At 68.0% G+C, this 12,030-nt stretch carries 11 protein-coding genes; 10 read left to right on the top strand and 1 reads right to left on the bottom strand.

Features of this window, described 5'->3' with window-relative positions:
* Positions 1-184: 184 nt before the first annotated feature.
* Genes ACSQ86_RS14160 through ACSQ86_RS14185 form a run of 6 tightly spaced genes read left to right on the top strand, consistent with a single transcriptional unit; the run spans position 185 to position 7,331 of the window.
* A complete protein-coding gene (locus ACSQ86_RS14160; protein WP_436306296.1) occupies positions 185-898 on the top strand; it encodes an ABC transporter ATP-binding protein in 714 nt (237 codons plus the stop codon).
* Between the two features lie 37 nt (positions 899-935).
* Entirely contained in the window at positions 936-1,931 is a 996-nt protein-coding gene (locus tag ACSQ86_RS14165) for a PQQ-dependent catabolism-associated beta-propeller protein (protein ID WP_436290364.1), read from the top strand.
* Complete coding sequence (locus ACSQ86_RS14170; RefSeq protein WP_436304064.1) at positions 1,928-3,106, top strand: branched-chain amino acid ABC transporter substrate-binding protein; 1,179 nt, start codon at positions 1,928-1,930, stop codon at positions 3,104-3,106. Before ACSQ86_RS14165 ends, ACSQ86_RS14170 begins: the two co-directional genes overlap by 4 nt.
* Complete coding sequence (locus tag ACSQ86_RS14175) at positions 3,088-3,966, top strand: ABC transporter permease (RefSeq protein ID WP_436308985.1); 879 nt, start codon at positions 3,088-3,090, stop codon at positions 3,964-3,966. Before ACSQ86_RS14170 ends, ACSQ86_RS14175 begins: the two co-directional genes overlap by 19 nt.
* Before the next feature lie 58 nt (positions 3,967-4,024).
* Entirely contained in the window at positions 4,025-5,020 is a 996-nt protein-coding gene (locus tag ACSQ86_RS14180; RefSeq protein ID WP_436308986.1) for a tripartite tricarboxylate transporter substrate binding protein, read from the top strand.
* A 16-nt stretch (positions 5,021-5,036) separates the two neighbouring features.
* Complete coding sequence (locus ACSQ86_RS14185; RefSeq protein WP_436308987.1) at positions 5,037-7,331, top strand: TonB-dependent receptor; 2,295 nt, start codon at positions 5,037-5,039, stop codon at positions 7,329-7,331.
* A 14-nt stretch (positions 7,332-7,345) separates the two neighbouring features.
* Here the strand turns inward: ACSQ86_RS14185 and ACSQ86_RS14190 are convergent, their stop codons facing one another.
* Positions 7,346-8,320, bottom strand: coding sequence for a LysR family transcriptional regulator (locus ACSQ86_RS14190; protein WP_436304068.1), 975 nt, complete (start codon positions 8,318-8,320; stop codon positions 7,346-7,348).
* A 119-nt stretch (positions 8,321-8,439) separates the two neighbouring features.
* On the opposite strand from ACSQ86_RS14190, the gene ACSQ86_RS14195 reads away from it, so the two are divergent.
* Genes ACSQ86_RS14195 through ACSQ86_RS14210 form a run of 4 tightly spaced genes read left to right on the top strand, consistent with a single transcriptional unit; the run spans position 8,440 to position 12,029 of the window.
* Positions 8,440-9,906, top strand: coding sequence for a form I ribulose bisphosphate carboxylase large subunit (locus ACSQ86_RS14195; RefSeq protein WP_436304069.1), 1,467 nt, complete (start codon positions 8,440-8,442; stop codon positions 9,904-9,906).
* A gap of 24 nt (positions 9,907-9,930) precedes the next feature.
* Entirely contained in the window at positions 9,931-10,350 is a 420-nt protein-coding gene (locus tag ACSQ86_RS14200; protein WP_436304070.1) for a ribulose bisphosphate carboxylase small subunit, read from the top strand.
* Between the two features lie 15 nt (positions 10,351-10,365).
* Positions 10,366-11,280, top strand: a complete 915-nt coding sequence (gene cbbX, locus ACSQ86_RS14205; RefSeq protein WP_436304071.1) for a CbbX protein — start codon at positions 10,366-10,368, stop codon at positions 11,278-11,280.
* Entirely contained in the window at positions 11,277-12,029 is a 753-nt protein-coding gene (locus tag ACSQ86_RS14210; RefSeq protein ID WP_436304072.1) for an HAD-IA family hydrolase, read from the top strand. The genes cbbX and ACSQ86_RS14210 overlap by 4 nt, the downstream gene beginning before the upstream one ends.
* Position 12,030: the final 1 nt, after the last annotated feature.

Raw genomic sequence — 12,030 nt, forward strand, 5'->3', positions numbered from 1 at the left:
TCGCGCCAAGTACGGATGTCGAGTGCCGATGGGTTGCAGAGGCGCTTGCGCGGGCAAATGTGTAGGACGGATTTCAGTGAAAACCCTGCGAAGGGAAGAGGCACAGAATTTGCGGATTGATAGCGAACGGCAAATACCCTTGATCATTGAAACTACGACAGCTCGACGAATCCCTTCGGCCTCCATGCTGCGAACCATTGACTTAACCAAGCGCTATGGCACGCGCACGGCCCTGCAGTCGTTGTCCTTGCGTCTGCCTGCGGGTCAGTTCGTGGCGCTGCTGGGGCCCAACGGCGCCGGCAAGTCGACGCTGTTCCAGGTCCTGACCGGCATGTTCGCCGCTGACGAAGGCGAGGTCGAAGTGGCCGGCCATTCGCTGCGCCATTCCGCGACCGCTGCGCTCAGGCATATCGGCGTCGTGTTTCAGCAGATGTCGCTCGATCTCGACCTCAGCATCCGGCGCAACCTGTTGTTCCAGGCCGACCTGCATGGCCTTCCGCGGCGGCTGGCGCAGGAGCGCATTGCGTCGGCCTGCGAGCGCTTGAACATCGACGCAGATCTGGACCGCAAGGTGCGCGAGCTGTCGGGCGGCAACCGGCGCAAGGTCGAGCTCGCGCGCGCGGGTTTGCATCGTCCGGCCGTTCTGTTGATGGACGAAGCCACGGTCGGGCTGGATCCGAAATCGCGCCAGGATCTGCTGGCCGCCTTGCGCGCGGACGTGCGCGAGCGCGGGGTGTGCGTGTTGTGGGCGACGCATCGGGTGGACGAAGCCGAGGAAGCCGACCGCGTGCTCGTGCTGCACAAGGGAGCGCTGCTGGCGGACGGCACGCCGGCGCAGGTGAGCCGGCTGCTCGGCGGCGACACGCTGGAGGAGGGCTTCATCGCGCGCACAACTTGAAACTTGAAAATCCCGAAAACAAAAGATGGAGACATGTATGCCGAGACCTTCTCGTCCGATCCTGCGCACGCGGCTTCGCGCCGCCGCCGGCGCACTGGCGCTGGCGGCCGCGAGCCAGGCCGTGCTGGCGCAGGGCGCCGCCTACGTGTCCAGCGAGAAAGACAGCGCGCTGACTGTGATCGACCTGGGGACGCTGGCAGTGAAGGGCACGATCCCCACCTGCAAGCGCGCGCGCCACATCCAGCTGACGCCCGAGCGCCAGCTGATGGTCGCCTGCACTGACTCGAACGAGGCCGACCTGATCGACCCTGCCAGCGGCAAGTCGGTGCGGCGCATCCCGCTGGGCGACGAGCCCGAGGCCTTCGATCTGTCGCCCGACGGCAAGGTCATCTATGTCTCCAACGAAGACGCGGGCGAGGCCAGCTTCATCGACGCGGCCAGCGGCAAGAAGCTGCGCTCCGTGAAGGTGGGCGCGGAACCGGAAGGCGTCAAGGTCAGTGCCGATGGCAAGACCCTGTACGTCACCTCGGAGGTGGCGAGCCTGGTGCACGTGATCGACACCGCCAGCGGCAAGGTCACCAAGAACATCCGGGTCGGCAAGCGGCCGCGGCGCATGGCGATCACGCCCGACGGCAAGGAGCTGTGGGTCACCAACGAGTTGGGCGCCAGCGTCAGCATCGTCTCGACCGCCACGCACGAGGTGATCGCCACCTTGAAGTTCGAGCTCAAGGGCGCGCGCGCCGAGGACATCACGCCCGTGGGTATCCAGATCACGAAGGACGGCCGGCGGGCCTTCGTCGGGCTCGGGCGCGCGAACCACGTCGCCTTCGTCGACGTGGGGAGCCGCAAGGTCGGCTCGCTGGTGCTGGTCGGCAAGCGCGCCTGGAACGTCACGCTCGACAAGGCAGAGGCGCGGCTTTACGTCGTCAACGGGCTGAGCGACGACGTGACGGTGGTCGACGTGGCGCTCGCCAAGGCGATCAAGAGCGTTCCGGTCGGACGCGTGCCTTATGGACTCGTGATCGTGGAATGAGGAAGCGCACACCGGTATCCTGGCTTGCGCTCGCGTCGCTGGCGGCAGTTCTGATCGACGCTGCGCCGGCGGCCGCGGCGGTGCTCAAGGCCACCCTGATCACGCCCGCAGACGATGCGCGCCTGGAGCGTTCGCGCGTCGAGCGCGCCTACCTCGGGCATCCGGGCGGCCCGCTCGCAGAGGGCCTCGAGCTGGCCGTCGATGAGGCCAGGTTCGAGCTGGAAGCCGCGGGCGCGGAGGTGGCCCTGGCCAGCGTGCCGGCCGCTTCGGTCGATGCGGCGCGCGCGGCGGCCGTGGCGGCCGAGAAGAACGGCGCCGCGGTGCTGCTGACCGACCTGCCTGCCGAATGGACACTGGCGGTGGCCGATGCCGTGAAGCTGCCGGTGCTGAACCTGAGCGACGCGTCCGACCGGTTGCGCCAGCAAGACTGCCGCGAGCGACTGTTCCATCTGATTCCCAGCGAGCGCATGCGCAGCGATGCGCTGGCCCAGACGCTGGTGTCGCGCAAATGGAGCAAGCTGCTCCTGCTGGTGGGCGGCAGCCCGCAGGATGCCTCGCGTGCGGCGACCGCGCAGGCGTCGATCAAACGCTACGGGCTGCAACTGGTGGGCAGCAAACCCTTCAAGCTGTCGGCGGACCCGCGCGAGCGCGACCTGGCCAACCCGCTGCTGCTGACGGCCGGCAGCAGCTACGACGCCGTCTGGGTGGTCGATAGCGACGGCGAATTCGCCCGCACGCTGCCTTATCGCACCGTGCTGCCGCGCCCGGTCGTGGGTGACGGCGGCCTGGTGGCGCTGGCCTGGCACGCGCAGTTCGAGCGCTACGGCGCGCCGCAGGTCGCGCGGCGTTTCGCCAAGGCCACGAAGCGGCCGATGACGGCGCACGACTGGGCGGCGTGGATGGCCGGCAAGACGCTGACGGCCGCGGCCATCGCCGCGCCCAAGGGGCCGAATGCGGCCTGGGCGCAGGCCGTGGCGAAGAGCTCGCTGGACGGTTCCAAGGGCACCGGCCTGAGCTTCCGCGCCTGGGATGGCCAGCTGCGCCAGCCCATGCTGCTGAGCGACGGGCAGGGCGTGATCGCGCAGGCACCGGCCGACGGCGTACTGCATCCGCGCAACGTGCTCGACACGCTGGGCGCCGATGCGCCGGAGAAGCTATGTCCGAGCGCGCGCTGAAAACGCCGGAGAGCGCGAGTGCCGAGCCACTGGCGCGGCGCGGGCTGGGCCACGCCTTGCAGGCGATGCGCGCCATCGTGCTGCGCGAGCTGTACAAGTTCTCGCAGCAGACCGGGCGGCTGGTGTCGGCGCTGGTGCGCCCGTTGCTGTGGCTTGCCGTCTTCGCCGCGGGCTTTCGCAACGTCTTCGGCGTCGCGATCGTCGAGCCCTACGACACCTACATTCCCTACGACGTGTACATCGTGCCCGGGCTGGTCGGCATGGTGCTGCTGTTCAACGGCATGCAGTCGTCGCTCGCGATGGTCTACGACCGCGAGATGGGCCTGATGCGCCTGCTGCTTACCGCGCCGCTGCCGCGGCCCTGGCTGCTGTTCTCCAAGCTGTGCGCCACCGCGCTGCTGTCGGTGCTGCAGGCGCTCGCGTTCGTGGTGGTGGCCGCCCTGATCGGCACCGAAGTGCCGCTGCTGTCGCTCGCCGGCCTGCATGCGCTCGCGGCGCTGGCGGCCGGCGCGCTCATGCTGGGCGCGCTCGGGCTGCTGCTGTCGGTGCACATCAAGCAACTGGAAAACTTCGCCGGCACGATGAACTTCGTCATCTTCCCGATGTACTTCCTGTCGACCGCGCTCTACCCGCTGTGGAAGTTGCAGGAGTCGGGGGTCGAGTGGGTGTACCAGCTGGCGCGCTTCAATCCCTTCACCTACGCGGTCGAGTGGATTCGCTTCGCGCTCTACGGCAAGGACCCGGGCCTCGCGCCCTATGTCGTGTTCGGCTGCCTGATCGTCTTCTTCGGCCTGGCCTGCTGGGGCTACGACCCGCAGCGCGGCTTCGGCGGCCTGACCAAGCGGGGAGGGGGCACATGAGCCCCGCCCGGCCGCCCGAAGGGGCTCGCACCGCGGTGCGGAGCACGGAGGTTATCCAATGAGCCTGCACGATCGCATCGACCGGCGCGGCTGGCTGCGGCGGGCCGCCGCACTGGCGCTGGGCGCGCTGCCGCTGGGCGGCGCGATGGCTTCCCCCGAAATCTTTCCTTCGCGCCCCGTCACGCTGTGGGTGCCGTGGCCCGCCGGCGGCGCGACCGACGTGTCGCTGCGGCTGCTCGCCGAGCTGGCCTCGGTCTGGCTCGGCCAGCCGGTCCTCACCGAAAACCGCGGCGGCGCCGGCGGCACGCTGGCGATGCCGGTGCTGCAGCAGGCGCGGCCTGACGGCTACACCGTCGCCCAGATGCCGCAGCCGGTTTTTCGCGTGCCGCACACGCAGAAGGTGTTGTGGGACCCGATTCGCGACGTGACGCCGATCATTCAGGTTTCCGGCGTCACCTTCGGCGTGCTGGTTGCGGCCGCCAGTCGCATCCGTTCGCTCGACGATCTGTTCGCATTCGCACGCGCGCGTCCCGGCGAGCTGACCATCGCCACCAACGGCATCGGCACCACGCCGCACATGGTGCTCGAGGAGCTGTTCACTGCCCGCGGCCTGCGCTACATCCACGTGCCGTACAAGGGCACGGCCGAACAGTTGAACGCGATCGCCGGCGGGCAGGTGATGGCCGGCGTCAATTCCACCGGCTTCGGGCCGGCGGTAGATACGGGCACGCTTCGGCTGCTGGTGACCTTCGGCGCCGAGCGCTCGAAGCGCTGGCCCGAGGTGCCGGTGCTGCGCGAGCTCGGCTTCGACATCGTGGCCAAGTCGCCCTTCGGCCTGGCGGGCCCGCGCGGCCTGCCGCCCGGGGTGGTGACGGTGCTGCACGAGGCCTTCAAGAAGGCCATGTTCGATCAGCGCTTCAAGGACGAGCTGGCGAAGTACGACCAGGAGATCGACTACCTCGGGCCGCAGGCCTATGCGCAGTCCTGCCGCGAGATCTTCGTGCAGGAGCGCGCCATGGTGGACAAGCTGGGCCTTGCCCGCACCGGCGGCTGAACAGGAAATCGCACCGATGAGCCAACCGAACCAGAAGACCACCCGCCGGCTGGTCGGGCTGGCCGTCGTTGCGGCGGCCTGCCCGATGCAATCGCAGGCACAGGCGCAAGCCGCGCCAGTGGCCGCATTGCCCACCGTGGAAGTGGTGGGCACCACGCCCGTGCCCGGCATCGAGGTGCCCAAGGACCAGATCCCGTCCAATGTGCAGACTGCCGACGACGCGCAGCTGCGCCGCGCGCAGAGCCTGAATCTGCCGGACTTCATGGCCACCCGCTTGCCGAGCGTCAGCGTCAACGAGATCCAGGGCAATCCCTACCAGCTGGACGTGAACTACCGCGGCTTCACCGCGGGCCCGTTGCTCGGAACGCCGCAGGGCCTGTCGGTGTACCAGGACGGCGTGCGCATCAACGAACCCTTCGGCGACGTGGTGAACTGGGACCTGATTCCCAAGGCGGCGATCTCCAGCATCACGCTGCTGCCGGGCTCAAACCCCCTGTTCGGCCTCAACACGCTCGGCGGCGCGCTGTCGCTGCAGACCAAGCGCGGCGATACGCATCCCGGCACCGAGCTCGAGCTGCAGGCCGGCTCCTTCGGCCGGGTGAGCACCGAGCTCACGCACGGGCGCAAGCTGGGCGAAGACGGGCATCTGTTCCTGGCGCTCGGCGGCCTCAACGAAGACGGCTGGCGCGACCACTCGCCCTCGCGCGTGCGCCAGCTCTTCGCCAAGGTGGGGCAGGACCGCGGAAAGCTTTCCTGGGACCTGAGCTTCACCCATGGCGACAACCGGCTGGTAGGCAACGGCCTGCTGCCCGAGTCCATGCTCATGCAGAACCGCAAGCAGGTCTACACGCGGCCGGACCGCACCGACAACCGGATGTCGATGCTGACGCTCAATGCCAGCTACCAGCTGAGCGACGTGCAGACGATCTCGATGACGGCGTACACGCGGCGCTCGCGCTACTCGACGCTCAATGGCGACTTGAACAACGACTTCGATCCGCCCGACGTCGAGGAGTCGGGCGTGGAGAACCGGACGAGGACGCGGCAGCACGGCGAAGGCCTGGCGCTGCAGTCGACGGTCAACGCGGGCATTCATCGCTTCACCTTCGGCGCTTCCGTCGACCGGGCGCGCACGCGCTTCGCGCAGACCGAGGCCGAAGGCTTCCTCGACGCGACGCGTTCGGTGGTGCCGCAGGAAGAAGCCGAGGTCGACGCGCTGCTGGCGGGCAAGAGCCGCACGGCCAGCATCTACTTCCACGACCTGGTGGCGCTCAGGCCCGACCTGCAGCTCAACCTCTCGGGCCGCTACAACGACACCCGTGTGACGACCCGCGACGAAGGCCGGGCGCTGCTCGGCCTTTCCACGCAGCTCGACGGCGAGGGCCGCTACCGCAAGTTCAATCCTGCCGCCGGCCTCACCTGGCAGGCCACACCGCGGCTCACGGCCTATGGCGGCTGGAGCCAGGGCAGCCGTGCGCCGAGCCCGATCGAGCTGGGCTGCTCCGATCCGCAAAACGCCTGCGTGCTGCCGAATGCGCTGCAGTCCGACCCGCCCCTCAAGCAGGTGGTGTCGCAGACGCTCGAGGCCGGGTTGCGAGGCACTTTCGCGCCGGGCCTGAGCTGGAACGCCTCGGTCTTTCGCACCCTGAACAAAGACGATCTGCTGTTCGTCAGCAGCGGGCTGTCGCGCGGCTACTTCACGAACTTCGGGCGCACATTGCGCCGGGGCGTGGAACTCGGACTCGAGCAGCGGACGGACCCGCTGACATGGTCCTTGTCCTACAGCTACCTGCAGGCGAGATACGACTCTCCGGCGTGCCTGGTGTCCGAATCCAACAGCAGCGCCGAAACCAGCTCCGCGTGCGGCGGCGAAGGCGAGATCGCGGTGCGCCGCGGCGATCGGCTGCCTGGTTTGCCCGCCCACCATCTCAAGTTCAACGTCGACTGGCGGGTGACGCCGGCCTGGACGCTGGGAGCCCAATACCGCGCCTACTCGCGGCGATCCGTACGCGGCAACGATAACGGCGCACACACGCCCGACGGGGTCGAATTCAGCGGCACCGGCTACGTGGGCGGCTATGCGCTGCTCGATCTCACGACGAGCTGGAAGCTGGGCCGCAGCGTCGAACTCTTCGCCAAGGTGGCGAACGTGTTCAACCGCCGCTACGCCAGCGCCGGCCAGCTCGGCCGCAACGGCTTCGACGCCGGCGGCGCGGTGCTGCCGCCCGATGCATGGCGTAACGAGCAATTCGTGGCCCCGGGCGCGCCGCGCGCGATGTGGCTCGGCGTGCGGATGCAGCTTGGCGCCTGAGGGCAGATTCGTTTTCAGCCGCGCTGCGCGCTGCGTTTGCGCGCCGGCTTCCGCGCCGCCGGCAGATGGCCGAGCTGCTGCTGGATCTGGGCCTGGCCATGCGTACGCAGATAGTCCTCGAAGGCGAGCGCGACCTGCGGCAATTGCCGCGACGCGAGGTGCATGACGTACCAGTCCCGCACGATCGGATTGCCCGCCACGGGCAGGAGGCCGAGCAGGCCCGCGTTCATCTCGAGCACGCAGGTGTGCATCGACAGGAAGGCGATGCCGAAGCCCGCGGCACACATCTGCTTGATGGCCTCGTTGCTCGACAGCTCGGAGCCGATGCGCAGCGGCAGGCCGTTGTCCTTGAAGAAGCGCTCGACCGTGGTGCGCGTGCCCGAGCCGCGCTCGCGCACCAGCATGCGCGTGTCCGACAGGAGGGCGAGGCTGGGCTTGGGCGCCGACATCAGCGGATGGCCGGGCGCCGCGAGAAAGGCCATCGGGTGCTTGGCGAAGGCGCTCGAATCGGTCTTCAGCTCGGCGGGCGGGCGGCCCATGATCGCGACGTCGATCTCCTGGCCCGCGAGCATGCGCACGATTTCGTCGCGATTGCCGACCTGCAGCTTGAGCTTCACCTTCGGGTGCTCCTTGGCGAAGTTCACCAGGATGGGCGGCAGCAGGTATTCGGCGGTGGTGATGGCGCCGACGCGCAGCGTTCCCGAGAAGACGCCCTGCAGCGTGGCCATTTCCTCGCCGGCCTCGCGCCACAGGTCGAGGATGCGCCCCGCATAGCCTGCCAGCAGCTCGCCGGCCTCGGTCAGCCGGATGCCGCGGCCGGTGCGCTGCAGCAGCGGTGTGCCGGCCGATTCCTCGAGCGTGGCGATCTGGATCGATACCGCGGGCTGCGTCAGGTGCATCTCGTCGGCCGCCAGCGACACGCTGCCGAGCCGGGCCACCGCGTGGAAGGTGTTGAGCTGGCGAAAGCTTGCGTGCTTGGAAAGGGGCATCGGACGATATTAGGTTTACAACATGCCAATGTCAAAAGATTTAATTTTTCCTAATCGTTGGCGAGGCCTACATTCTCCTCACCGACAGCACGAATCCATTCATCTCTAGAGGCGAATCCATGGGCAACATGAACGAAGCAACGCAGATCACCGATGCCAAGAAGCGGTACTCGGCCGGTGTGCTGAAGTACGCACAGATGGGCTACTGGGACGGCGACTACCAGCCGAAGGACACGGACATCCTGGCGCTGTTTCGCATCACGCCGCAGGAAGGCGTGGACGCCATCGAGGCCGCCGCGGCGGTGGCCGGCGAATCGTCCACCGCGACCTGGACCGTGGTGTGGACCGACCGGCTCACCGCCTGCGACATGTACCGCGCCAAGGCCTACAAGGTCGAGCCGGTGCCCAACAATCCGGGGCAGTACTTCTGCTACGTGGCCTACGACCTGTCGCTGTTCGAGGAAGGCTCGATCACCAACGTGGCGGCCTCCATCATCGGCAACGTCTTCAGCTTCAAGCCGCTGAAGGCCGCGCGGCTGGAGGACATGCGCTTTCCGGTCGCCTACGTCAAGACCTTCGCCGGGCCGCCGACCGGCATCGTGGTGGAACGCGAGCGGCTCGACAAGTTCGGACGTCCCCTGCTGGGCGCCACGACCAAGCCGAAGCTGGGCCTGTCCGGGCGCAACTACGGCCGGGTGGTGTACGAGGGCCTGCGCGGCGGCCTGGACTTCATGAAGGACGACGAGAACATTAACTCGCAACCCTTCATGCACTGGCGCGACCGCTTCCTGTTCGTGATGGATGCGGTGAACAAGGCGAGCGCGGCGACGGGCGAGGTCAAGGGCAGCTATCTGAACATCACGGCCGGGACGATGGAAGAGATGTACCGCCGCGCGCAGTTTGCCAAGGAACTCGGCTCGGTGATCGTGATGGTGGACCTGGTGATCGGCTACACGGCCATCCAGTCGATGAGCAACTGGTGCCGGCAGAACGACATGATCCTGCACCTGCACCGTGCCGGCCACGGCACCTACACGCGGCAGAAGAACCACGGCGTGAGCTTCCGCGTGATCGCCAAGTGGATGCGCTTGGCGGGCGTGGACCACATCCACGCGGGCACGGCGGTCGGCAAGCTCGAGGGCGACCCGATGACGGTGCAGGGCTACTACAACGTCTGCCGCGATACGCACACCAAGGTGGACCTGCCGCGCGGCATCTATTTCGACCAGGACTGGGGCGCGCTGCGCAAGGTGATGCCGGTGGCCTCGGGCGGCATCCACGCCGGCCAGATGCACCAGCTGCTGGACCTGTTCGGCGACGACGTGGTGCTGCAGTTCGGCGGCGGCACCATCGGGCACCCGCAAGGCATACAGGCTGGGGCGACCGCCAACCGCGTGGCGCTGGAAGCCATGGTGCTGGCGCGCAACGAGGGCCGCGACATCGCCAACGAGGGGCCGCAGATCCTGCGCGACGCGGCCCGGTGGTGCACACCGCTGGCGGCGGCGCTCGATACCTGGGGCGAGATCTCTTTCAACTACGCCTCCACCGACACGTCCGACTATGTGCCGACGCCGTCGGTGGCCTGAACCGGTCCACGAGGAGAGACAGACATGCGAATCACGCAAGGCACCTTTTCATTCCTGCCCGACCTGAGCGACGAGCAGATCCGCCGGCAGGTCGAGTATTGCCTCGGCAAGGGCTGGGCACTCGGCATCGAATACACGGACGACCCGCACCCGCGCAACACCTTCTGGGAAATGTTCGGCAACCCGATGTTCGACATCCAGGATCCGGCCGGCGTCATGCTCGAGCTCGCGGCCTGCCGCAAGACCTTCGCGCAGCAGTACATCCGCGTCACGGCATTCGACTCGACCCACGGGACCGAGTCGGTGGTGATGTCCTTCATCGTCAACCGGCCGGCCAACGAGCCGGGCTTCCGCCTGATCCGCACCGAGGAGCCGGGACGCACCATCCGCTACAGCATCGAGAGCTACGCCGTGCAGGCGCGGCCCGAAGGCGCGCGGTACTGAGGCGAAGCCACCCGCATGGATACCGCCCAGTCCACCGCCACCGCCACCGCGCCGAGGCAGCTCTTCGAGTCCTCGGGCGTGAAGGCCCTGCTCGACCAGCTCGATGCCGAGCTGATCGGCCTGGCGCCGGTCAAGGGCCGCATCCGCGACGTCGCCGCGCTGCTGCTGATCGACAGGCTGCGCCAGGCGCAAGGACTGCAATCGCAGCCGCCTTCGCTGCACATGTCGTTCACCGGCAATCCCGGCACCGGCAAGACCACGGTGGCGATGCGCATGGCCGAGGTGCTCAAGCAGCTGGGCTACGTTCGCAAGGGCCATCTGGTGGCGGTGACGCGCGACGACCTAGTGGGCCAGTTCATCGGCCATACGGCGCCCAAGACCCGGGAAGTGATCAAGAAGGCGATGGGCGGCGTGCTGTTCATCGACGAGGCGTACTACCTGTACCGGCCGGAGAACGAACGCGACTATGGACAGGAGTCGATCGAGATCCTGCTGCAGGTGATGGAGAACCAGCGCGATGACCTGGTGGTGATTCTTGCGGGCTACAAGGACCGCATGGAGACCTTCTTCGGCAGCAATCCGGGCATGGCCTCGCGCATCGCGCATCACATCGATTTCCCGGACTACAGCGAGGCCGAACTGATGCAGATCGCGCAGCTGATGCTCAAGCGGCTGAACTACAGCTTCGACGACGGCGCGGCATCCACCTTCGCGCGCTATGTGAGCCTGCGCCGGCGGCAGCCGCATTTCGCCAACGCGCGATCGGTGCGCAATGCGCTCGACCGCATCCGGCTGCGCCACGCCACGCGGCTGTTCGGCAGCGAAGAGGCCCTGACGCGCGAACAGCTCTGCACGCTGGAAGCGCAGGACATCCTGGCGAGCCGCGTGTTCGACCCGAGCGCACGCATGAGCACGGAGCTTGCCCAATGAGCATCGAAGCCCTCGTGTTCGACGTCGACGGCACCCTGGCCGACACCGAGGAGGTGCATCGCCGCGCCTTCAACCTGGCCTTCGAAGAGCTCGGCCTGGACTGGCGCTGGGAGCGCTCCGAGTACCGGGCCCTGCTCGCGGTGACGGGCGGCAAGGAGCGGCTGAGGGCCTACATCGATGGCCTGGCCTCGAGCGCCTCCGAGAAGAAGCGCCTGCACGAGCGGGTGCCGGAGCTCCACGCCGCGAAGACGCGGCACTACACCGAGATCGCGCGGCAGGGCGGCATCGAACTGCGTCCCGGCGTGGCGCGTCTGCTCGACGAGGCGCTCGGCGCCGGCTTGCGCCTGGCGATCGCCAGCACCACGACGGCCGTCAACATCGACGCCTTGCTGCTGGCGACGCTGGGCCCGGGCGGCTTGTCGATGTTCGACGTGATCGCCTGCGGCGACCAGGTGCGCGCGAAGAAGCCTGCGCCCGACATCTACCGGCTCGCGCTCGACACCATGGGCGTGGCGCCCGAGCGGGCGATCGCCGTCGAGGACTCGCCCAACGGAGTGCGCTCGGCCGTCGCTGCCGGCCTTTGGACGCTGGTTGCGCCCACCTTCTGGACCGAAGGCGGCGACTTCAGCGGCGCCGGGCTGGTCCTGCCCAGTCTCGCAGACGCATGGCTCAGCGTTGAGGAACTCACGCGCAGGGCCACTGCTGTGCCGCCGCTGAATGCGGTTCAAGCGCTCTACCGGGGGGGATGAG

The organism is Variovorax sp. LjRoot130 (assembly GCF_964253755.1).
Classification (GTDB): domain Bacteria; phylum Pseudomonadota; class Gammaproteobacteria; order Burkholderiales; family Burkholderiaceae_C; genus Variovorax.